Here is a 23549-nt window from a genome sequence, read left to right on the forward strand (position 1 = left end):
CAGGTGCCCGGACGGTGACACGCACCGACCGGTCGAGGCGACCGGTCAAGTCATAAGGTAAGCCTAACCAATACATCGAAGACAACCGGGTGTGGTTCGCATCACCGCGAGACCGCGCCGCCACACGACTGCTTAGGCTTGCGTAACCTTCCATGAGAGACACCACCACACCGATCGAGGAGGACCGCGTGACCGACACCGCGTCCGGACCTCTCGCATCTCACCCCGGCCCGAACGACCTCCCCGAGCCCGGCACCACGGTTCGTCCCGATCGCGACTACTCGATCGCCGACGCGGATCGGCGGGCGCCCGGCCGGGTGACCGTCGCGGCAGCCTCGGCGGTCGACGTCGGTGTCGTCCTGCTCCCCCTCGTGCTCGGCCTCGTCGTCGTCCGATCGCTCGCCGACGACAACGGCGGCGGCCAGGTCGACCGCGCGGTCTTCGGCGTCATCGCGGTGCTCGCGGCCGCGGGTGTGCTGGTGTGGAACCGGGGGTTCCGGGACGGTCGCGCCGGACAGAGCGTCGGAAAGTCCCTGTTCGCCCTCGTGCTGCGGGACGCCGAGACCGGTGACGCGGTGGGCGTCCGACCTGCTCTGACGCTGCGTCGGAAGCCCGGTGTCGAGACGGTCCGGCTCACCGTCGCGGTCGCGGAGGACTTCGAACCGGTCGCTCCGGACACCTCCTCGGCAGCGACCCGTCGACGCCGAACCTCCGGACTGATCATCCTCGTCGCCGCCATCGTGCTCGTCGCGCTCATGAGCGTGGCCGTCGGTGCGCGGCCGCTCACCTTCGCCGAGATCTTCCATGCGCTGTTCTCCGCCACCGGGACCGACACCGACGTGATCGTCCGGTCGCTACGCCTCCCCCGCACGATCCTCGGACTCGTCGTGGGCATCGCACTCGGCGTCGCCGGCGCCCTGATCCAGGGCCACACCCGCAATCCGCTCGCCGATGCCGGGTTGCTCGGCCTCAACGCCGGTGCCGCCTTCTTCGTCGTCATGGCGATCTACCTCTTCGGCATCACGTCCCCCGGTGGCTACCTCTGGTTCGCCTTCGCCGGCGCTGCCGCGGCCAGCATCGTCGTGTTCGGTACCGCGTCTCTGGGCGGGGCGCGGGCCAACCCGCTGTCGTTGGCCCTCGCGGGAGCCGCGATCGCGTTCTTCCTGCAGGCCATGACCAACGCGGTGGTGCTGCTCGATCAGACCACCCTCGACAGCTACCGGTTCTGGGTCGTCGGCTCCGTCTCGGGACGCGGGCCGGACATCTTCTGGACCGTGCTCCCGTTCATCGTCATCGGGCTGATCATCGCCGTCGCGGGCACGCCGGCCCTCAACACGATCAGCCTCGGTGACGACGTCGCCCGCTCACTGGGCACCAACATCACCCTCACGCGCGTCGTCGGCATCGTGGCCATCACACTTCTGACCGGCGCGGCGACCGCTGCGTGTGGGCCCGTGGCCTTCGTCGGACTGGTGGTGCCCCACATCGCGCGTGCCATCACCGGCCCGGACTATCGCTGGCTGCTCCCGTTCGCCGGCGCGCTGGGCGGTGTCCTGCTCGTGCTCGCCGACGTCATCGGTCGCGTCGTCGTGCGGCCCGGTGAACTGCAGGTCGGCATCGTGCTCGCGCTGATCGGCGCGCCGTTCTTCATCGCCCTGGTACGCCGTCGGACGTTGGTGTCGCTGTGACCGCGCACCCGACCGTCCGTTCCGCGGCGACCGCGCCGTCGGTGGCGGGTCGCCCGGCCTTCCGCATGGGACCGCTGTCGACGGTGCGTCGCCCCGCCAGGGTGCTCGTCACCCTCGCCCTCGCGATCGTGCTGTTCCTCGTGTTCTGTCTGAACGTCGGGCGCGGCGACTACCCGCTGTCGATCCCGGACGTCGTGAACGTGTTGGTGGGCGGCGGCTCGCGGATCGAGCGTTTCGTCGTCATGGACCTCCGCCTGCCGCGTGCCCTCACGGGCGCGCTCGTCGGCGCCGCGCTCGCCGTCTCCGGCGCGTTGATGCAGTCGATCACCCGCAACTCACTCGCGAGCCCGGACATTCTCGGCATCACGTCCGGCGCGAGCGTCGCCGCCATCTCGCTGATCGTCCTGAGCGGCACCAGTACGGCCGTGGGCCTGTTCGCCACGCTCGGCGTGACCCTCGCCGCTCTCGTCGGCGGGCTGCTCACCGCAGCGCTGGTGTACCTGTTGTCGTGGCGGGGCGGAGTGCAGGGCATGCGGCTGGTGCTCGTGGGCATCGCGATCAACGCCATGATGGTCGCGCTGATCGGCTGGATGTTGGTCAATGCCGACATCACCGACGTCACCCGCGCCCAGCTGTGGCTCACCGGGACGCTGTCCGGCGCCACGTGGTCGCAGGTGTGGCCCGTCACCGCCGCCGTGGTCGTTCTCGGAGCGGGCTCGGTGATCATGTCGTTCCGACTGTCCGCCATGCGGCTCGGACCGGACACCGCCCGCTCGCTGGGCGTGGACGTGCAGCGGTCCCAGGCCGTCCTGCTCGTCATCTCGGTCGCGATGGCCGCCATCGCCACGAGCGTCGCCGGCCCGATCGGCTTCGTGGCCCTCGCCGCGCCGCAGATCGCTCTGCGGCTGACCCGGTGCGCCGAGCCTCCGCTGATCGCCTCGGCCCTCACCGGCGCCGTCACCGTGGTGGGCTCCGACCTGGTGGCGCGCACGATTCTGCCGGTCGAGCTCCCCGTCGGCATCGTCACGTCCGTCCTCGGCGGACCCTTCCTCCTCTATCTGCTGGTCCGAGTCAACCGAAAGGCGACAGTATGAGCGTGCACGCGCATCCGGAGATCACCGGAGCCACACCTCCGCACCGTCTCGCCGCGGAGAACATCTCGGTCGGCTACGGCGACCGCATCATCATCGAGGGGCTCGACCTCGAGATCCACACCGGCGTCGTCACGACGGTCATCGGACCCAACGGCTGCGGCAAGTCGACTCTGCTGCGCGCTCTCGGCCGCCTGCTGTCCCCGCGCCAGGGCCAGGTGACGCTGGACGGCAAGGCGATCGGCCACATGAAGACCCGCGACGTCGCGCGCACTCTGGGGGTGCTCCCGCAGTCGCCGATCGCTCCGGAGGGGCTGACGGTGGCGGACCTGGTGGCACGAGGCCGCCATCCCCACCAGTCCTGGATCCGGCAGTGGTCCCGCGACGACGAGTCCGAGGTGGCGCGTGCGCTGAAGCTCACCGGTATCGAGGATCTCGCCGAACGTCCCGTCGACCAGCTCTCGGGAGGACAGCGCCAGCGTGCCTGGATCTCCATGGCACTGGCGCAGGGCACCGACGTCCTGCTCCTCGACGAGCCGACCACCTACCTCGATCTCGCGCACTCCATCGAGGTCCTCGACCTGGTGGACCGGATGCACGACGAGATGGGCCGGACCGTGGTGATGGTGCTGCACGACCTCAACCTGGCCGTCCGCTACAGCGACCGTCTCGTGGTCATGCACGAGGGAGCGATCGTCGCCAGCGGTACGCCGTCCGAGGTCATCTCCGAGAAGATGCTCTTCGACGTCTTCGGCCTGTCCGCGGCCGTCATCGACGACCCGGTCTCCGATCGTCCGCTGATCGTGCCCATCGGCACCCGCCACGTCCGGGCGGGCGCCGGCATCCGACCGGCCTGACGGTCAGCGGTCGATCATCGTCTTCACGAGCCGGACACTCTGACCGAAGGACACGTCCGGCAGGTAGGCCCGTCCGATGGCGTTGCCGATGCTCGGTAGCGCAGCCGGATCGGGGAACGTCATGTACATCGGCTCGTACACCGGCTGGAACTTCGACTTGAACGCCAGCAACGACCGGAAGCCGTAGACCGGTTCGAGCGTGCGGCCCACGACGTCGAGCAGACGCTCGAGCATCCCCGAGAGTGTCGACGTCTGCGCCGTGTCCTCGGTCGGATCGCCCACCTTGGCCAGCGGCGCTCCCGACAGACTGAGGAACTGCGCGCCCTCCTCCTGCAGGGACAGTGCGGCGGACGCGATGAGGAATTCCATCGCGGGCCGGAAGCCCTCGGACCGACGGCGCATGAAGTCCAGGGTCCAGCCCACGACGACGCCGTCGCGGTACACCGGCATCCACGAGGTGATGCCGTGCACGGTGCGCTGCTCGTCCACGGCGATGAGGCACCGGACCTGCGGATCGTCGACCTCGTCCAGGCCGCCGAGCGTGAAGCCCATCTCGGGCATGCCCTTGTCGGCGACCCATTCCTCGGAGATCGCGGTGATCTGGTCCGTGATCGCCAGCGGCGCCGTCGGGAACGAGATCCACTCGGCCTCGACACCGGCCTTCTTCGCCCGGTTCACCGCGGTGCGGACGTCCTGGAACTTCTTGCCCGTGAAGGCGAGATGCGCGAGCGGGAGCACGGTCTCCTCCCCCACCTGGATGCTCTCCCAGCCCAGAGCGCCGGTGATCGCCGCGACGTCCGGCGTCACCGAGTAGAAGCAGGGCGACCATCCGTTCGCGGCGGCGTACTCGGAGAAGCCGACGATGGCCGCCTCCCGGTCCGCGGGCGGACCCACCGGATCGCCGGTGGTGAGAGCGATACCCGAGATCACCCGGAACGCGACGTAACTGCGACCGTCGGGCGAGAACCAGTACCGGTTGCCGCGCCACGTCGTCATCCAGGACAGGGCGCTGCCGCTGCTGCTCGTCAGCACCGCCCGGGCGCGCTCGGTGGCGTCGGTCTCCACGCCGTACGCCGGTCTCACGAACGATCCCGCAGTCGCGACGACCAGCACCGCCCAGAACACGATGCCCGTCCATTCGTAGAGCACGGTGGCGAGCCAGCTCGTCGGCAGGAAGGGCGGGTCGAACCACTGCAGCAGAACCGGGGGCACGAGCCGCTGCGGGAAGTCGCCGAGCAGCGTCAGCACTCCCGGGCTGCCGTCGAAGCCGGACCGGATCAGCGCGCCGACGGCGACGTAGAGAACGGCGAGAACCGCGCCGGCCCCGACCACGGTGGCCCACAGTCGCGTGTACGTACCGGCAGGCGCGGACACGTCGAAGTTCGTGCGCGTGACCACCAGCAGTGCCATGACCGCCAGGGGGACGACGAACGGGACGGCGGTGCGGTAGAGCGTCGGATCTGCGACGCCGTAGAACAGCGTGTCGCCGTTGTCCAGATCGGCGAAGCGGATCAGGTAGTTGGCGAGCGCCAGGGCCAGGAGCACGACCTGCGAGACCATCGCACCGATCCAGGCGAACCGACGCCCGCGGCGCAGTCCGTCGCTGAGGACCAGCAGATAGACCGAGGGCATGACGCTGGCCAGCACCGGTCCCACTCCGCCGAGTCGGAGATCGAGCAGCCCGCGTCGGCAGTCGGTGGACCCCGGATCTGCACCACAGACCAGGTTCACCTCGTCGAGCGTCCACTCCTGGCTGCGGAACAGTTCGCGCAGGACGGCGAACGGGCCCACCGCATTGGGCGAGAAGGCAGCGATCATCGGGCCGATCGCGGACGCCGCGACGATGAGGGCCACCAGCACCCGACCCTCGCGGCGGGTACCGGCGAGATGGATGGCGCGAGAGGATCGTCCGACGATCAACGGACCCGCCACTGCGCCGACCACGACCGAGCCGAGCGCGGTGATGTCGGCGAGATGGCCACCGAACAGGGCCATCACGACGGTCAGCGCCACGAGGCCCACCCGCACCCGCCGACGCCAGAGCGTTCCCATGTTCGCGCTGGCCACCATCAGCGTGCCGAGGATCCAGGCCGTGGGGCCCGAGGTGACGCCGAGATGAAGCTGGAAGCCCCACCCCTCGTCGAGCAACTGCCCGAGAGCGGCCAGCGCGAGACCCAGCAGCGAGCCGCCCACCTGGGTCACCAGGACGGCGACCGCGAAGCGCCGAGTACCCATCCGGTGCTCGATCGGCGCTGCCACGACCAGGAACAACGCGGTGGCGACGACGAAGGCGGCCACCCCCACGGCGAAGAGCCCCGACGTGACGGGGGTCCAGAGCCGCAGGTTCTCGATCGGAACGATGCCCAGCGCGGTGTGGTGGTCGAGGAAGCTGCGATAGCTGCGCGTGGTGAGGGAGAGCACGATCAGCCCCACCCACATGACGGCCAGCAGTGCCAGGCTGATCGGAGCCCCCTTGGCGCCGTAGGCGATCGTGGACCACAACCGTGCGCCCTGGCGACCGGTTCGTCCCCACCACGCGGCGATGTCGGTCCGCGCACGGGCGACCGGACCCTGCGCGGGAGATCCTGCGGCGGACGGATCGGTCACGACGTCAACCCCAGCCGGGTGCAGAGCCAGTCCAGCTCCAGCTTCAGGCCCGCAGACCACGTCTCGTAACTGTGTCCACCCGGGACCTCGGCATAACGCACGTCCATTCCGGCTTTCTGTGCGGCGGCGAGCAGCTGCTTCGCCGAGTTCTGGTAATCGGGATCACTGGCGCCGACGACGAAGGCGCCGGCGCTGATGGGGTACTGGCGTGTGGCCATGAGGTTCATCGGGTTCACGGCCTCGAACGCGGCCTCGCTTCCGCCGAACGCCGCGTCCAGCGTGCGCTGCTTGTCCCCCAACGTCGGTTCGAGCTGCCCCGAGAGAACGAGGAAGGTCGGGTACAGCTGCGGGTAGTTGGTGGTCATCTGCATGGCGCAGGTACCGCCGTAGGAGAGCCCGCCGATCGCCCAGTGCGCCGGATCGGTGTCCACCTGCAGGGTCGCGTTCACCCACGCCGGCACGTCCTTCGCCAGATAGGACGCCACGTTGCCGAGCGGAGAGTCGACGCAGAGCGGATTGGCGATGGTGGACCCGGTCGCGTCCGCCACCACCACGACGGGTGCGAGACCTGCGTGATCGGCGGCGTAGGCGTCCATCGTCTGGACCAACCGGCCGCCGGTGAGCCAGTCGTCGGGCGCTCCGGGTTGGCCGGCGAGCAGCACGAGGACGGGCAGCAGCGGCCGGCGTGCGGTGAAGTACGCGGGCGGCAGGTAGACCTTCGCGTTCCGGGCGGAGAAACCCGACTCCGTGCCCGGGATCGGCGTGTCCAGGATGCGACCACCGGTCGGCATGTCGGCGGGGGCGGTCCACACGCTCGCGAGAGGTGTACCGGTGATCGGGTCCGCTGTGCGGCCGGTGACGTCGTCGACGTCCACTTCCTGCACGGACGAGATCCCCAGGGCGGTACCGACGGTGGGGTAGGCGTCGAAGACCAGGTTGACCTGCAGCGCGGACGTCGCGACCACGGCCACCGTCGCGATCACGGTCACCACGCGGGTCCACCACCGTGTCGCGGCCAGCATCCGCGGTACGAGGAGGAACAGACCCAGGACTCCGAGACCGACCCAGACGTAGACCGACGTCTCGACGGGATCGGGGAAGACCCGCCAGATCTTCTCGATGCCGAACCACGCCGCCACCGTGAGGACGGCCGCCACCGCGACGGCCACCGGGACGGCGCGGGTGAGGTGCCGCCGACGCCGCGCGAGCACGAGCCAGACGAGCCCGAGCACTCCGACGACCGTGACGACGATCGGGACCGGTCCACTGACCAACGACGTGTCGACGAATGCCACGGCGCAACAGTAGTCGCGCAGAAGTTCTCGACGCGTGTTTCCGCGCCGGTGGACGCGCGCCGACGTGCGACGACCCGCTGCTACATCGTGTAGTACGCATTTGCGTCGGAGTGGCCGTATCATCTGACGAATGGCAGGCCTGGGCGATCTCGAACGAGCAGTGATGGAACATTTGTGGTCGAGTTCGGAGCCGCAGACCGTCCGTCAGGTCCACGAGGCACTGGCGTCGAAGCGTGAGCTCGCATACACGACGGTCATGACGGTCCTGCAGCGTCTGGCGAAGAAGAAGCTCGTCACCCAGCAGCGGGACGACCGCGCGCATCGGTACGCTCCGGTACATGGGCGCGAAGAGCTTGTCGCCAGCCTCATGGTCGACGCCCTCCAGCAGGCCGACCGCTCCGGCGGACGCGCTGCTGCCCTGGTCCACTTCGTGGGTCGGGTCGGCGCCGACGAGGCCGCCGCACTCCGGGAGGCCCTCGCGGCACTGGAGACGCAGGACGACGGTTCCTCCAACGCCTGACCTCTCGACCCTCGACGCTCCCTCCCACACGACGGTGAGGACATGAACGCACCGACAGCACTGGTCTTCGCGGTACTCGCGTTGATCCTGACGGGACCGGTTCCCGCGATGCTGTCCCGTGCGACATGGCCGCACCGGACACCGCGCGCCGCCCTGGTGCTGTGGCAGGCGATCGCACTCGCCGCGGTGCTCTCGGCCTTCAGTTCCGGTCTCGCGATCGCGAGCCAGCTGCTCGTCCCCGGACCGGACGGCCGGCCCACCACGGCGCCGACGGCCGAGATCGACGCCCTCGGCCTCCCGCTGTGGATCCTCTACGTGACGGTGCTCGCGATCACCCTCGTCATCGGTGCGCGGCTCGTCTGGGCCACGTCCCTGGTGGCGATCAAGACCCGACGACGGCGTGCGCGACACCGCACGCTGGTCGACATCCTCGATCGCAGTGCGGGCGAGACCAGTGCCCACGGAACCGACGTGCGGGTCCTCGAGAGCCTCGACCCCATCGCCTACTGCCTGCCCGGACTGCGGCAACGCGTCGTGGTCAGCGAGGGCACGTTGTCCAACCTGGACGACGACGAGCTGGCCGCCATCCTGACCCACGAACGCTCCCACCTGCGCGCGCGGCACGATCTCGTTCTCGAGGCGTTCATGGCCGTCAACCAGGCGTTCCCGCACGTCGTGCGCAGCCGGTCCGCGCTGGGGTCGGTGCAGCTGCTGGTCGAGCTGCTCGCGGACGATTCCGCGGTGCGCGTCACGGGCCCTCGTCCCCTCGCCCGCGCTCTCGTGGCCTGCTCCGGATCGTCGGCGCCGCGGGGAGCTCTGGCCGCGGGTGGGCCGAGCACGCTGGTGCGGGTGCGCCGGTTGGCCACTCCCGGTTCCACCCCGGGTGTCGCCACTCTCGCCTATCTCGCGTCGGCGGCCATCCTCGTGGTGCCGACCATCTACGTCGCCGTGCCGTGGTTGACCGAGCTGACGCGCCTCGCACGACACGGTTCGTGACTACTGGCTCACACGAGTCGGCATCGGCACCACTCGTCGCGTAGTGTTACCCGTGGTTCATCAGAACCATCCGTTAGTCGATATGGCACAAATTTCGCCGTCGCTCCGATCCGTCCCCTCGTGGACGCCACGGAGTCGTACCGGTGACAAGACACCTCACATTGCGCCCGAGCTCCGCTTGCGCATCGATGACCAGGTGATGTGTGCCCTGGCTCGTCACGCTGCGCGGTGATTCATCGTTGCTGTGCACCGACGCGCCTGCAACCCCGAGAGGTACCACCGCGTTGACCAGCGCCACCCCCGTTTCTGTTTCTGCCACCAGCACTCCCGAGGCGTCCGAGACCACGTTCTCCGACCTCGGACTTCCCGCGGCCATCGTCGCGGCGCTCGCCAAGAACGGCATCACCGTTCCCTCGCCCATCCAGAAGATGGCCATCACCGACGCCCTCGCCGGCCGTAACGTTCTCGGCCGCGCACAGACCGGATCGGGCAAGACGCTCGCGTTCGGTCTGCCGATGCTCGCCCGCCTGGCGTCGACCGGTACCAAGCCCGCCGCGAAGCGTCCCCGCGCACTGGTGCTGGTCCCCACCCGCGAGCTCGCCTTCCAGGTCGTCGACTCGCTGCAGTCCTACGCCACCGTCCTCGGACTGAGCGTGCGTCCGGCCGTCGGGGGCACCCCGTTCGGTCGTCAGGCCGATCAGCTCCGCCGCGGTGTCGACGTTCTCGTCGCCACCCCCGGACGCCTCGGCGATCACCTGCGTCAGGGCACCTGCGTCCTCGAGGCAGTGGAGATCACCGCACTCGACGAGGCCGACCAGATGGCCGACATGGGCTTCCTGCCCGAGGTGCGCGACATCCTCGGACAGACCGCGAACGGTGGCCAGCGCATGCTGTTCTCCGCCACGCTGGATCGCGAGGTCCAGTCGTTGGTCCGCCAGTTCCTGGCCGACCACGTCCAGCACTCGACCGGTGACAGCAAGGCCGCCGTCGAGTCGATGGATCACTACATCCTCAATGTCGGCCGTGGACAGAAGGACATCGTCCTGTCCGAGATCGCCGCTCGCGAGGGTGGCCGGACCATCATGTTCGCCCGCACCAAGCTCGGCTGCGACGGCATCACCGATCGCCTGCGCGCAGTCGGCATCCACGCCGAGTCGCTGCACGGCGGCAAGGCTCAGAACCAGCGCACCCGCGTGCTCGACCGCTTCAAGAGCGGCCGCACCCCCGTGCTCGTCGCCACCGACGTCGCCGCACGCGGCATCCACGTCGACGGCATCGACCTGGTCGTGCACGTCGATCCGCCCGCGGATCACAAGGACTACATGCACCGCGCCGGCCGTACGGCACGTGCCGGTGCGGCGGGCACCGTCGTCGCCATCGCGCTGCCCAACCAGCGCCGCATCATCAGCCGGCTGACCGGCCAGGCCGGGGTGAAGGTCACCTCGGTGGACGTCTCCCCCGGTTCGGTGGAGCTCGGTTCCATCACCGGAGCCAAGGCTCCGTCCGGCGAGCCGGTGCGTGAGGCACCGCGTCGCGAGCGTCCCAGTGGCCCCTCGCGCTTCGGCGCCTCGGGATCCCCGCGCACCGGTGGCTACCGCGGCGGCGACTCCGGCGGATACCGGGGTCGCGACGAGAACCGCACCGGTGGGTACCGCGGCGGTGAGTCGAGCGGTGGCTACAAGGGCCGCGACGAGAACCGCACCGGCGGCTACCGCGGCGGCGAATCCACCGGTGGCTACAAGGGCCGCGACGAGAACCGCACGGGCGCAACGGCTTCGCGCACCGGCGGGTTCCGCAGCCGTGCTGCGGGCACCGCGCGCGACTGACAGCTCTCCCGTCCTTGTCCGGCCCCGACTTTCGCGTCGGGGCCGGGCAGGGAAAGCTGGGGGAATGACTTCCTCGGATTCTTCACCTCTCGCCCAGATCGGTGTCACCGGCCTCGCTGTCATGGGGTCCAACCTGGCGCGGAACTTCGCCCGCCACGGACACGTGGTCGCGGTGCACAACCGGAGTTACTCCAAGACACAGACTCTGCTCGACGCGCACGGCAGTGACGGCACCTTCGTCGCGTCCGAGAGCATCGACGACTTCGTGGCCAGCCTCGAGAAGCCACGCAAGGTCGTCATCATGGTCAAGGCCGGCGATCCCACGGACGCGGTCATCGAGGAACTCGCCGGCGTCATGGACGAGGGCGACATCATCATCGACGGCGGCAACGCCCTCTACACGGACACCATCCGCCGCGAGTCCTCGTTGAAGGACCGCGGCCTTCTCTTCGTCGGCGCCGGCATCTCCGGCGGCGAGGAGGGTGCACTCAACGGCCCCTCGATCATGCCCGGCGGCCCCGCGAAGTCGTACGAGTCGGTCGGGCCCCTGCTCGAGTCGATCTCGGCACACGTGGACGGCACCCCGTGCTGCACCCACATCGGCCCCGACGGGTCCGGGCACTTCGTGAAGATGGTGCACAACGGCATCGAGTACGCCGACATGCAGCTCATCGGTGAGGCCTACAACCTGCTACGCGACGCGCTGGGCATGGATCCGGACGCGGTCGCAGACGTCTTCCGCCAGTGGAACGAGGGCGACCTCGAGAGCTACCTCGTCGAGATCACCGCGCAGGTGCTCGCCCACAAGGACGCGAAGACCGGGAAGCCGCTGGTCGACGTCATCGTCGACGCCGCCGAGCAGAAGGGCACCGGTCGCTGGACCGTCAAGTCCGCGCTGGATCTCGGAGTCCCCGTCACCGGCATCGCCGAGGCGGTGTTCGCCCGAGCACTCTCGGGCGCGCGCGGCCAGCGCGAGGCGTCCAAGGGTCTGGCGTCGGGAACGCTCTCGGCGAAGCCCGAGGACATCGAGACCTTCACCGAGGACATCCGTTCCGCGCTGTACGCCTCCAAGGTCGTCGCCTACTCGCAGGGCTTCGATCAGATCGCCGCCGGTTCGGCCGAGTACGACTGGAATCTGCACCCCGGCGATCTCGCCACCATCTGGCGCGGAGGATGCATCATCCGGGCCCGGTTCCTGAACCGCATCAAGGACGCCTACGACGAGAACCCGGAACTGCCCGCGCTGTTGCTGGCGCCGTACTTCCGTGACGCCGTCGAGAACGCCGTCGACAGCTGGCGTCGCGTCGTGTCCACCGCGACACTCCTCGGAATCCCGGTGCCCGGCTTCGCCTCCGCCCTGTCGTACTACGACGGACTGCGCGCCGAACGTCTGCCCGCCGCGCTGACGCAGGGTCTGCGCGACTTCTTCGGAGCGCACACCTACGAGCGCATCGACGCCGACGGCAAGTTCCACACCCTGTGGAGCGAGGACCGGTCCGAGATCGAGGCCTGACCTCCGCCGTGAGTTCGTCCGTGCTCGCGGTCGGGCTCTCGCTCGTCGCGGCATTTCTCTTCGCCTGCGCCGCCGTCGCTCAGCAGACGGCGGCGTCGGCGGTCGCGGACGGGGACTCGTTGATCTCGGGTCTCGTGAGCAGCCCGCGGTGGTGGGCCGGGGTGGTCGGCGACCTGGGCGGCTACCTGGTGCAGGTGGCCGCCCTGGCCGTCGGGTCGGTGTCCGTGGTGCAGCCGTTGCTCGTCAGCATGCTGCTGTTCGCGCTTCCCCTCGCCGCGAAGTACTCCGGTCTGCGGATGCGGCGCGCCACCTGGATCTCGGCCGTGGGTCTCACGGTCGCGTTGGTGGCGTTCGTCGCGGTCGGCGACCCCACCGAGGGCACCGCCGACGCGCCGCTGTCGGTGTGGGCACCGCCGTTGGCCGCCGTGGTGGCGGTGGCGCTGGTCGGCGCCGTCGCCGGTGTGCTCACGCGCGAGCCCGGTCGTGCGGCGCTGCTGCTCGGAATCGGCGGTGGGCTGCTGTTCGGTGTCGCCGTCGCGTTCACCAAGTACGTCACCGACCTGGTGGAGTCCGATCTGCTCGGCGCCCTCACGGCGTGGCAGACGTACGCGTTGATCGCCGCGGGAGTCTCGGGCTTCTACCTGCAGCAGCGTGCTTTCCAGGCCGGTCCGCTCGCGGCGTCGCTGCCGGCGGTGACCGTGTGCGAGCCGCTGGCGGCGGTGTTCCTCGGCATCGTGGTGCTCGACGAACGGCTCCGCCTCGACGGACTGCGCGGCGTGGTCGTCGCCTCCGCCGTGATCGTCATGATCGTGACCACCGTGGTTCTCTCGCGGGAGCAGGGGCGTGCGGACGACGCCGTCCCTGTTGTCTGACCCACCCTCGACGTCGCCGCCGCAAGATATATCCGTCGGTCGCGTACGCTGGCGTCCCGTGCATTTCCTTCGCGACCAGCGCCCGCCCTACGACCTGACGTACGACGACGTGTTCCTCGTCCCGAACCACACGACGGTCACGTCCCGTTTCGACGTCGATCTGGCGAGTGTCGACGGCTCCGGGACCACCATTCCCATCGTCGTCGCCAACATGACCGCCGTGGCCGGCCGCCGGATGGCGGAGACGGTCGCGCGACGCGGCGGCATCGTCGTCATCCCGCAGGACCTGCCGACCGCGGCCGTCGCCGAGACGGTCTCCTTCGTCAAGAGCCGGAACCTGGTGGCGGACACCCCGGTCGTGTTGACGGCGGAGGACTCGGTCTCCGACGCTCTCGCCCTCATGCCCAAGCGTGCCCACGGCGTCGTCGTGGTCGTGGACGGTGACACGGCCGTGGGCATCGTCTCCGAGGCGGCGTGCACGGACGTCGATCGCTTCGCGCGCCTCTCGACGGTGATGGACAAGGACTTCGTGACGGCCTCCGTGGACACGAGTCCCCGCGAGATCTTCGAGCAGCTCGAGGCCCGGCACGAGAACCTCGCCGTGCTGACCGGACCGGACGGCGCACTCGCGGGAGTGCTCACCCGCACCGGTGCGCTGCGCGCCGGCATCTACCGGCCCGCCACCGACGCCGACGGACGCCTGCGCATCGCCGCCGCCGTCGGCATCAATGGTGACGTGGGCGCGAAGGCCGCCGCCCTGGTCGAGGCCGGGGCCGACGTCCTGGTGCTCGACACCGCCCACGGCCACCAGCAGAAGATGCTCGATGCGCTGGCCGTCGTCGCGGCGCTCGATCTGGGCGTGCCCCTGGTCGCCGGCAACGTCGTGTCCGCAGCGGGTACCCGTGACCTGATCGAGGCCGGCGCGGACATCGTCAAGGTCGGGGTGGGCCCCGGCGCCATGTGCACCACCCGCATGATGACCGGCGTGGGCCGCCCGCAGTTCTCGGCCGTCGAGGAGTGCGCCGCCGCGGCGCGCGAGCTGGGCAAGCACGTGTGGGCCGACGGCGGAGTCCGACATCCCCGCGACGTCGCGCTCGCCGTCGCTGCGGGTGCCTCCAACGTCATGATCGGGTCCTGGTTCGCCGGCACCCACGAGTCGCCCGGAGATCTCCGCGTCGACGCCGCCGGGGTGGCCTACAAGGAGAGCTTCGGCATGGCGTCGAAGCGAGCCGTGGCCGCACGCACCGCGGCGGACAGTGCGTTCGACCAGGCGCGCAAGGGCCTGTTCGAGGAAGGCATCTCCAGCTCGCGGATGCGCCTCGATCCGGAGCGGCCCGGTGTCGAGGACCTCATCGATCACATCTGCGCGGGTGTGCGCAGCACCTGCACGTACGCCGGTGCGCGCTCGCTCGAGGAGCTGCATCGGGATGCCGTGCTCGGCATCCAGTCTGCGGCGGGCTTCGCCGAGGGGCGGCCGCTCCCGTCCGGCTGGTGATCTCGGCCGCACTCGTGCTCACGCCGCCGACTCGGTGATTCCGGGTCGGCGACGATACGATGTGTGCGATAGCGGCGCCCCCGAGCGGGTACTGCTGTGACACGCGCCGATTCTGCGGCGCAGGCGTCGCCTCCACGCGAACGCCACACGACAGGAAGGACACCGGTGCCCGAGGCACCCACGACGACGCCGACCCCCGGGGCCGGCACTCCGTCCCCGGACCGACCGTCCCGAGACCGCCCCTCCCCCGACGGGGAGTCGTCCGGCGGTCTCTCTCCGGAGGGCTCCTCTAGGTCGCCGGGCTCACCCGGCGCTTTCCCGACGACCACCTCGAGTCGCAGCGAGGTGTGTCCCTCGTGACCGTTCTCGTTCCGATCCTGTCCCTCGTGGGCTTCGTCGCGCTGACGGCGGGAACGGCGATCTTCGTCGCCGCGGAGTTCTCCCTCACCGCACTCGAACGCAGCACCGTCGACGCGGCGGCCCGCGACGGTGACATGCGATCCCGCCAGGTCCAGCACGCGCACAGGACGCTGTCGTTCCAGCTCTCCGGTGCGCAGCTCGGCATCACCATCACGACGCTGATCACCGGCTACATCGCCGAGCCGGTGCTGGCGCGGTTCATCACCCCCGCCGCCACGGCGCTCGGTGCGTCCGACTCGCTCGCCGGCGCCGTGTCTCTGGTGCTGGCGCTCATCATCGCCACCTCGGCGTCGATGGTGTTCGGCGAGCTGGTGCCCAAGAACATGGCCATCTCCAATCCGATGAAGGTGGCGCGGGCGACGGCCGGCCTGCAGGCAGGGTTCTCCCTCGTCTTCCGCTGGGCCATCAACGGTCTCAACGGTTCCGCGAACTGGGTGGTCCGCCGCCTCGGCGTCGAGCCCGCGGAGGAACTGCGTTCGGCGCGCTCGCCCCAGGAACTCGGGTCGCTGGTGCGCTCCTCCGCGGAACACGGCTCCATCGACCAGCGCACCGCTCTCCTCGTCGACCGCTCGCTGCAGTTCGGCGAGCGCACGGCGGAGGAGTTGATGACCCCCCGCGTGAAGATCGAGACCCTCGCCGCGGACGACACGGTCGCCGACCTCATCGACACCGCGGCCCGCACCGGGTTCTCCCGGTTCCCCGTCGTCAACGGCGACCTCGACGACACCGTGGGCGTCGTCCACATCAAGCACGCGTTCACCGTGCCCGCCGAGCGCCGCGCCGGAACGACGGTCAGCTCCCTCGCGCAGCGTGTCCCCAACGTCCCCTCGAGCCTGGACGGCGATACCGTCATGGAACGGGTGCGCGCCGACGGCATGCAGGTCGCCATCGTGGTGGACGAGTACGGCGGCACCGCGGGCATCGTCACCATGGAGGACCTCATCGAGGAGATCGTCGGCGACGTCCGCGACGAGCATGACACCCGCGAGGTCGACGTCCAACGCGTCGCCGACGGGTGGCTCTGCTCCGGACTCCTGCGCATCGACGAGGTCACCGAGTTCACCGGGTACGCGGCACCCGAGGGCGAGTACGACACCCTCGGTGGCCTGGTGTTGACGCAGTTCGAACGCATCCCCGACGCCGGCGACCAGGTCATCCTGCCGCCCCCGAGCGGAGACCTCGAGTCCGACGAGGGCGGCTGGGTCGCGCGCGTGGACGCGATGGACGGGCGCCGGATCGACCGGATCCTCGTTCGCCCGGCCGCGGAGGACGAGATCACCCGGCTGCGCGCCGAGACCGTCCGCGAGCACGACCGGGAGGACCTCGATGGGTGACCTTCTCGCCGTCGGCCTCGCGGTCGTCCTCCTGCTCCTCAACGCCTTCTTCGTCGGTGCCGAGTTCTCTCTGATCTCGGCACGCCGCGACCGCCTCGAGAGTCTGGTGGTGCAGGGCAAGAAACGGGCTCAGACGGTCATCGAGGCCGGTCAGAACCTGTCGATGATGCTCGCGGCCGCGCAGCTCGGCATCACCATCTGCTCGATCCTGCTCGGGCGCGTGGCGGAACCCGCCGTGGCCCACCTGATCGAGCGTCCGTTCGAGCTGCTCGGCGTACCCGACTCCCTGCTGCACCCCATCGGGTTCGCCCTCGCCCTGGGCATCGTGGTGATCCTGCACATCCTCATCGGCGAGATGGTGCCGAAGAACATCGCGATCGCCGGACCGGAAGCGACGGCGATGTTGCTGGTGCCCGTTCATCTGTGGTGGTTGCGCGTCGCGAAGCCGCTGATCTCGTTCTACAACCTGTGCGCCAACGGCACACTGCGGTTGTTGCGCGTCGAGCCGAAGGACGAGCTGGACTCGTCGGTGTCGGCGGACCAGCTCTCCGACATGATCGGCGAGTCCCGCTCGGAGGGACTCATCGACGAGGAGGAGCACCGCCGGCTGACGCAGGCTCTCGAGACGTCGGGTCGCACCGTGCGGGAGGTCCTCATCCCGCTGGACAAGGCCCGCACGGTGGTCTGCGGACCCAAGGGACCCACGCTGGGTGCGATCGAGGAGGCGGTCCGCGAGACCGGTTTCTCGCGGTACCCGGTCCGCGACGAGACCGACGGCATGATCGGGTATCTCCACATCAAGGACGTCCTCGATCTGATGGCGGACCCGCTGGCCGACTCGGGGACGATCATCCCGCGCTCGGACGTCCGCCTTCTGCCGATCATCGACGCGCGCACCCCTCTCGACGAGGCGTTGGCCGGTCTCCGCCGCCGACGCAGTCACCTCGGCGCCGTGGTGGAGACGGGCAAGGGCACCATCGGCATCGTCGCTCTCGAGGACCTCGTCGAGGAGTTCGTCGGCACGGTGCGCGACGGCACCCACCTCGTGGAGGACGTCGTCCCCGGGCCCGACGCGCCGTGACGTCCGTCGTGTCGGACACCGATCTCGTCGTTCTCGGACCGGACGCGTGGCATCCTCGGCGGCACGCTCACGGCGAGCGGGTGGACGAGATGATCGGTGCCTATCTGGAGCGGCGCGCGGTCGGCGAGCCGCATCCGGTGCTCGACTTCCTCTTCACCTACTACAGCCTCAAGCCGGGCCATCTGCGCCGGTGGCACCCCGGTCACGGCTCGGTACTGACCGGGCCGGGCATCGAGGACTACCGCGGACGCTCCGGGTACGTGGACGTCGCCGTGTGCGGGCGACCCGGCGTCACGGTGTCGTCCGAGTTCCTCGACCGGCGGTCGTCCGCGATCGAGTTCGTGAGCACCCTGATCGGCCGGACGGCCACCCGCCCGGCGCAGCTGGGCTGCTTCGGTCTGCACGAGTGGGCGATGGTCTACCGCGGCGGGGACGAGGCTCTGCGTCACGACGTGCCGCTGCGCCTCGGTCACGACGGCACCGACGCGGTGGTGGAGTCGATGCCGTTGCGCTGCACCCACTACGACGCGTTCCGTTTCTTCACCCCGGACGCGGTCCCGCGGAACGCGCTCGAGCTGACGCCGGAGCACCGGCTCCTGACGGAACAGCCGGGCTGCCTGCACGCCTCGATGGATCTGTACAAGTGGGTGGCGAAGCTCGGACCGCTGCTGCCGTCCGATCTGCTGCTCGACTGCTTCGCGCTGTCGATGACGGCGCGTGAACTGGACATGCGGGCGAGCCCGTACGACCTCACGGCGTACGGCTACTCCCCCGTGCGTGTCGAGACCCCGACCGGGCGCGCCGAGTACGTGCGCGCCCAGTCGGCGATCGCGGAACGAGGAGCCGCTCTGCGAGTCGCGATCGGCGGCCTGCTCGCCGATCTGCGCTGACGGTTCGGGTCAGACGCCCACGGCCGAGAGTTCGGCGAACTCCTCGTCGCTGAGCTCGATGCTCGCGGCGGCGACGTTGTCCTCGAGGTGGGACACCGACGACGTTCCGGGAATCGGCAGCATCACCGGGGATCGACGCAACAGCCACGCGAGGGCGAGCTGCGACGCGGAGACGCCGTGCCGCTGGGCCAGCTCCGTCAGCGGGCTGCCCTCGCCGGTGAGCTTTCCGGTGGCGAGCGGGAACCACGGGATGAAGCCGATGTTCTGCTCGGTCGACCAGTCGAGGAGCTCCTCGGAGGAGCGGTCCGTGAGGTTGAAGAGGTTCTGGACGGACACGATCGGAGCGATCCTCTGCGCCTGTGTCACCTCCTCGACGGACACCTGGCTGAGGCCGATGTGCCGGATCTTGCCCTCGTCCTGCAGCGCCTTCAGTTCGCCGACCTGATCCTCGAGCGCGACGTCCGGGTCGATCCGGTGCAGCTGGAACAGGTCGATGCGGTCCACACCGAGACGGCGCAGCGACAACTCGGCTTGCTGGCGGAGGTATGCGGGACGACCGACCGGGGTCCACTGCCCGGGGCCCTGCCGGGTGAGCCCGGCCTTGGTCGCGATCACGATGTCGTCGGCGTAGGGACGCAGCGCCTCGGCGAGCAGGTCCTCGGCCACCTCCGGGCCGTAGCTGTCTGCGGTGTCGAAGAAGGTCACGCCCAGCTCCACCGATCGCCGCAGCACGCGGATCGCCTCGTCGCGGTCACGCGGCGGCCCCCAGACGCCTTCTCCGGGCAGCTGCATGGTGCCGTAACCGAGCCGGGTGATCTCGAGGTCTCCACCGAGCAGGAAGGTGCCGCTCGCGTCGGCGGGGCGGGAAGTCGTCGATGTCGTCATGGCGAGTACGACGCCGTGGGGGTCGCAGGTATTCCTGCTCGTGATCGTCCCGCGCGCCACCACCGGTGGGCTCCGCACTACCACTGGGTAACATCGGGGCGATCCAGCGCGGCACGACGCCGCGACAGGCGAGAGTCAAGTGAGGGGCTGTGATGACGGAACGCGTCCAGGTCGGCGATCTGCAGGTGGCGGCAGTGCTGCACGAGTTCGTGGAGAAGCAGGCTCTGCCCGGCACGGGTGTGGATCAGGATGCGTTCTGGGCGGGTGTGCAGTCCCTCCTCGAGGATCTCGCGCCCCGTAACCGGGCGCTCCTCGAGGCCCGCGACGAGATCCAGGGCAAGCTCGACGCCTGGCACTCCGAGCACCCCGGAGCCGGCTACGACCGCGCGCAGTACAAGGCGTTCCTGAAGGAGATCGGGTACCTGCAGGACGAGCCTGCCGCGTTCGCGATCACGACCGAGGGCGTCGACACCGAGATCACCACGACGGCCGGCCCGCAGCTGGTCGTCCCCGTCCTCAACGCACGCTTCGCCATCAACGCCTCCAACGCCCGGTGGGGCTCGCTGTACGACGCGCTCTACGGCACCGACGCCATCTCCGAGGACGGCGGCGCGGAGAAGGGCACCAGCTACAACAAGGTGCGCGGCGACAAGGTCATCGCGTGGGCTCGCACGTTCCTCGACGACGCGGTGCCGCTGACGTCCGGCTCGCACGCGGACGCCACGTCGTACGTCGTCGACGGGTCCGCCCTGGCGGTCACCCTGTCCTCCGGCGACACCGTCGGTCTCGCGTCACCGGACTCGCTGCTCGGCTACACGGGTGAGCCGTCCGCACCGACCGGCATCCTGTTCGTCCACAACGGCTTGCACTTCGAACTGCAGATCGACGCCGAGAGTCCCATCGGCAGCACCGACGCCGCGGGCGTGAAGGACGTGCTGCTCGAGTCCGCGGTCACCGCGATCATGGACTTCGAGGACTCCGTCGCCGCCGTGGACGCCGACGACAAGGTGCTCGGCTACCACAACTGGCTCGGTCTGATGCGCGGCGATCTCGCCGAGGAGGTGTCGAAGAACGGGAAGACCTTCACCCGCACCATGAATCCGGATCGCGTCTACACCGCTCTGGACGGCTCCGAACTCGTGCTGCACGGCCGGTCGCTTCTGTTCGTCCGCAACGTCGGGCACCTGATGACCACCGATGCGATCCTCGACAAGGACGGCAACGAGATCCCCGAAGGCATTCTCGATGCCGTCATGACGTCCCTGACGGGCAAGCACAGCCTGCGAGACGACGTCGCGCTGAGCAACAGCCGCACCGGCTCGCTCTACATCGTGAAGCCCAAGATGCACGGTCCCGACGAGGTCGCCTTCACGAACGAGCTGTTCGCGCGGGTCGAGGACGTCGTGGGCCTCCCCCGCAACACCCTCAAGGTCGGCATCATGGACGAGGAGCGTCGCACGACGGTCAACCTCGCGGCCTGCATCCTCGCGGCGAAGGAACGCGTCGTGTTCATCAACACCGGCTTCCTCGACCGGACCGGCGACGAGATCCACACCTCCATGGAAGCCGGAGCCGTCGTGCGCAAGGCCGAGATGAAGAAGCAGAAGTGGATCGCCGCCTACGAGGACTGGAACGTCGACACCGGTCTCGCGGCGGGCCTCGAGGGCAAGGCGCAGATCGGCAAGGGAATGTGGGCGATGCCCGATCTCATGCACGACATGCTCGAGCAGAAGATCGGTCACCCGCGCGCGGGTGCGAACACCGCCTGGGTCCCGTCGCCCACCGCGGCCACGCTGCATGCCACCCACTACCACCAGGTCGACGTCTTCGCCCGCCAGGATGAGATCGCGAAGGCTCGCCGCGCCACGGTCGACGACATCCTCGAGATCCCACTGGCTGCCGACACCTCCTGGAGCGACGAGGACAAGCAGCGTGAGCTCGACAACAACTGCCAGTCGATCCTGGGATACGTCGTCCGGTGGATCGACCACGGCGTCGGCTGCTCGAAAGTTCCGGACATCGAGGACGTCGCGCTCATGGAGGACCGTGCGACGCTGCGCATCTCGAGCCAGCTGCTGGCCAACTGGGTCCGTCACGGCGTCGTGACCGAGCAGGACGTCGTCGCCTCGCTGGCACGCATGGCGCCGGTGGTCGATCGGCAGAACGCCGACGACCCGACCTACCGACCGCTCGCCGAGAACTCGGATTCCAACATCGCCTTCAACGCCGCCAAGGACCTCATCCTCGAGGGAACCCGGCAGCCGAACGGGTACACGGAGCCGATCCTCCACGCGCGCCGTCGCGAGTACAAGGCAGCGAACCAGGCATCCTGACAGGGAGGCCGGGAGCAGCACGAGAGAGGACGGGTCCCGAGGGTGGGAGAGCATCGTCGCACCGCGTCCACGTCGGGTGGTCGTCGCGGTGTGAGCCGCGGACCCGTCGTGGTCGTCGTCGTTCTCGTGCTGCTCGTCGCGGCCGTCCTGGGCTGGTTCGCCCTGCGCGATCGGATCACCGACGAGGGTGAGCAGGCCGCGAAGGCCTGTGTGGAGGGTGACGCCGTGCTGGCCGTCACGGCCGATCCCGACATCGCCGACGCCGTGCGTACGGTCGCCGCGGCGTGGGACGCCACGGCGCCGGTGGTGCGCGATCACTGCGTCACCACGACGGTGACCGAGACGGCGTCGGACGTCGCGGCAGCGGCCCTCGCGGCCGATCCGTACGACGCGGCGGCCGGTCCTCGTCCGTCGCTGTGGATCCCGGCGACCTCGGCGGATGCGGCGCCGCTGATCGACGCGCGGCGGGTCGACAGCACCCCGCGGTCTCTCGCCACCAGTCCCGTCGTCCTCGGCGTCGCGCCGACGCTCGCCGACACCCTGGGAGCGGCGGCCGTGGGGTGGGCCGACCTACCTCGTCTCGCCGCCACCCCCGAGTCGCTCGACGCCATCGGCGCCGTGGGCTGGGGATCCCTGCGACCGGCACTGCCGGCGGGGTCGACCACCACCGCGGCTCTGGTGTCGGTGGCTGCGGCGGTCGTCGATCCCACCGCCTCCACCGCGCCGCTGACCGCCGATCAGGCTGCGTCCGCGCCCGTCGTGTCGGCGGTCTCCGCGCTCTCCCGCGCGGCGACGGACGAGACTCCCACGCCGCCCGCCGATGCTGCGGCCGCTCTCGATGCGATGGTGCAGGGCGGCGACCCCGCGGCCGCCCCGGTCCACGCCGTCCCGGTCACCGAACAGCAGTTGTACGGCCGGATCACGGAGGGCCAGCAGCTGGCCGCCTTCCGCCCGGCCGGTTCGACGCCGAGTGCCGACCATCCTGCAGTGGTGCTCTCGGACGGTGATGCGACCGGACGCGCGGCTGCGGCCGCGTTCGCGGAGTTCGCCCGCGGAGCCGATCAGCAGCAGGCGTTCCTGCGACAGGGATTCCGCGTTCCCACCGCCGACGGAACCACCGAGGCGACACCTCCGTCGGTGGCGGGACTGACGTTCCCGGCGATCGGTCAGCCCGCCGCGTCGCCCGAGCCGGCGGCGCGCACGGCGGTGCTCGACACCCTCGCGTCACCCACCCGCCCGTCGAGCACCACCGTCCTGCTCGACGTGTCGGGATCGATGGAGTCGATCGACGGGTCCGCCACGCGCCTGACCAACGTGACGTCCGCCCTGCGTCAGGTGATCGGCGCGGTTCCCGACACCAGCCGAATCGGCCTGTGGACGTACAGCCGGGCACTGGACGGATCACGGCCGTACCGGGTGGAGGTTCCGCTCAAGGAGGCGAACTCCGAGTCCCGCGCCGCACTGGACAGCTCTCTCGCCGGTCTGTCTCCCGCCACCGCCACCTCGACCTACGCCTCCGCGCAGGCCGCCTACGAATCGGCGGTGCAGAACTGGTCGGGCGACGGGACCAACTCGGTTCTTCTCGTCACCGACGGCCCGAACGACGACACCTCGATCTCCGCCGCGTCCTTCCTCCAGTCGATCGCCGCCGCGTCGGACCCTGCGCGTCCGGTCCGCATCGACGTGGTGTCTCTGACCCAGAACTCGGACATCGCGACGCTGCGCAGCCTCGCGGGCCAGACCGGAGGCGACCTCGTCGAGGTGTCCTCCTCCGACCCCTCACTCACCGCCTCGCTCGACCGATTGTCCTCCGACCGGTGACGATCTCCACCGAATGCCGAAGGGC

The 23549-nt window shown here is 69.7% G+C and carries 17 protein-coding genes; 14 read left to right on the forward strand and 3 right to left on the reverse strand.

All coding sequences use genetic code 11. The features are described from left to right. The first annotated feature begins 152 nt into the window (after window positions 1-152). The 3 genes from J4E04_RS11565 to J4E04_RS11575 all read left to right on the forward strand — a co-directional run bounded on the left by J4E04_RS11565 (window position 153) and on the right by J4E04_RS11575 (window position 3636). Window positions 153-1688: a FecCD family ABC transporter permease gene (locus J4E04_RS11565; protein ID WP_222637501.1), complete on the forward strand. Its 1536-nt coding sequence runs from the start codon at window positions 153-155 to the stop codon at window positions 1686-1688. 65 nt (window positions 1689-1753) lie between these two features. Then, the gene (locus J4E04_RS11570) at window positions 1754-2782 is read left to right on the forward strand and encodes a FecCD family ABC transporter permease (protein ID WP_081821226.1); all 1029 of its coding nucleotides are present in this window, start codon (window positions 1754-1756) and stop codon (window positions 2780-2782) included. Beyond that, entirely contained in the window at window positions 2779-3636 is an 858-nt protein-coding gene (locus J4E04_RS11575; protein ID WP_056444458.1) for an ABC transporter ATP-binding protein, read from the forward strand. The genes J4E04_RS11570 and J4E04_RS11575 overlap by 4 nt, the downstream gene beginning before the upstream one ends. 3 nt (window positions 3637-3639) lie before the next feature. Here the strand turns inward: J4E04_RS11575 and J4E04_RS11580 are convergent, their stop codons facing one another. Next, entirely contained in the window at window positions 3640-6243 is a 2604-nt protein-coding gene (locus J4E04_RS11580) for a bifunctional lysylphosphatidylglycerol flippase/synthetase MprF (RefSeq protein ID WP_490148653.1), read from the reverse strand. Beyond that, window positions 6240-7538 carry an alpha/beta hydrolase gene (locus J4E04_RS11585; protein ID WP_490148654.1) on the reverse strand — a complete coding sequence of 433 codons (1299 nt, stop codon included), beginning with the start codon at window positions 7536-7538 and terminating at the stop codon, window positions 6240-6242. Before J4E04_RS11585 ends, J4E04_RS11580 begins: the two co-directional genes overlap by 4 nt. A 130-nt stretch (window positions 7539-7668) precedes the next feature. Between J4E04_RS11585 and J4E04_RS11590 the strand changes: the two genes are divergently transcribed. The 9 genes from J4E04_RS11590 (at window position 7669) to J4E04_RS11630 (ending at window position 18485) form a co-directional block, all read left to right on the forward strand. Further along, complete coding sequence (locus J4E04_RS11590) at window positions 7669-8058, forward strand: BlaI/MecI/CopY family transcriptional regulator (RefSeq protein WP_027505427.1); 390 nt, start codon at window positions 7669-7671, stop codon at window positions 8056-8058. A 42-nt stretch (window positions 8059-8100) separates the two neighbouring features. After that, a complete protein-coding gene (locus tag J4E04_RS11595) occupies window positions 8101-9054 on the forward strand; it encodes a M56 family metallopeptidase (RefSeq protein WP_027505428.1) in 954 nt (317 codons plus the stop codon). Between the two features lie 284 nt (window positions 9055-9338). Then, on the forward strand, window positions 9339-10880 hold the full coding sequence (locus tag J4E04_RS11600) for a DEAD/DEAH box helicase (RefSeq protein ID WP_051613283.1): 1542 nt from the start codon (window positions 9339-9341) through the stop codon (window positions 10878-10880). Window positions 10881-10944: 64 nt separating this feature from the next. Next, a complete protein-coding gene (gene gndA / locus J4E04_RS11605) occupies window positions 10945-12393 on the forward strand; it encodes an NADP-dependent phosphogluconate dehydrogenase (RefSeq protein ID WP_056444455.1) in 1449 nt (482 codons plus the stop codon). Between the two features lie 8 nt (window positions 12394-12401). Further along, window positions 12402-13265 carry a DMT family transporter gene (locus tag J4E04_RS11610; protein WP_490148655.1) on the forward strand — a complete coding sequence of 288 codons (864 nt, stop codon included), beginning with the start codon at window positions 12402-12404 and terminating at the stop codon, window positions 13263-13265. 58 nt (window positions 13266-13323) lie between these two features. Continuing rightward, window positions 13324-14760, forward strand: coding sequence for a GMP reductase (guaB1, locus tag J4E04_RS11615; RefSeq protein ID WP_222631279.1), 1437 nt, complete (start codon window positions 13324-13326; stop codon window positions 14758-14760). 356 nt (window positions 14761-15116) lie between these two features. Beyond that, window positions 15117-16514, forward strand: coding sequence for a hemolysin family protein (locus J4E04_RS11620; RefSeq protein WP_490148656.1), 1398 nt, complete (start codon window positions 15117-15119; stop codon window positions 16512-16514). Continuing rightward, window positions 16507-17595 carry a hemolysin family protein gene (locus J4E04_RS11625; RefSeq protein WP_222645175.1) on the forward strand — a complete coding sequence of 363 codons (1089 nt, stop codon included), beginning with the start codon at window positions 16507-16509 and terminating at the stop codon, window positions 17593-17595. The genes J4E04_RS11620 and J4E04_RS11625 overlap by 8 nt, the downstream gene beginning before the upstream one ends. Then, window positions 17592-18485 (forward strand): 3-methyladenine DNA glycosylase, encoded by an 894-nt coding sequence (locus tag J4E04_RS11630; RefSeq protein ID WP_490148657.1) that lies wholly within the window; start codon window positions 17592-17594, stop codon window positions 18483-18485. Before J4E04_RS11625 ends, J4E04_RS11630 begins: the two co-directional genes overlap by 4 nt. Window positions 18486-18494: 9 nt before the next feature. On the opposite strand, the gene J4E04_RS11635 is transcribed toward J4E04_RS11630, so the two are convergent. Then, window positions 18495-19370 carry an aldo/keto reductase gene (locus J4E04_RS11635; RefSeq protein WP_027505433.1) on the reverse strand — a complete coding sequence of 292 codons (876 nt, stop codon included), beginning with the start codon at window positions 19368-19370 and terminating at the stop codon, window positions 18495-18497. 152 nt (window positions 19371-19522) lie between these two features. Here J4E04_RS11635 and J4E04_RS11640 point away from each other — a divergent pair, with 152 nt between their 5' ends. Both J4E04_RS11640 and J4E04_RS11645 read left to right on the forward strand, forming a co-directional pair. After that, window positions 19523-21703, forward strand: a complete 2181-nt coding sequence (locus J4E04_RS11640) for a malate synthase G (protein ID WP_490148658.1) — start codon at window positions 19523-19525, stop codon at window positions 21701-21703. A gap of 42 nt (window positions 21704-21745) precedes the next feature. Further along, entirely contained in the window at window positions 21746-23524 is a 1779-nt protein-coding gene (locus J4E04_RS11645; RefSeq protein WP_490148659.1) for a VWA domain-containing protein, read from the forward strand. The last annotated feature ends 25 nt before the right edge of the window (window positions 23525-23549 follow it).

The organism is Rhodococcus sp. NFXS4 (assembly GCF_058139645.1).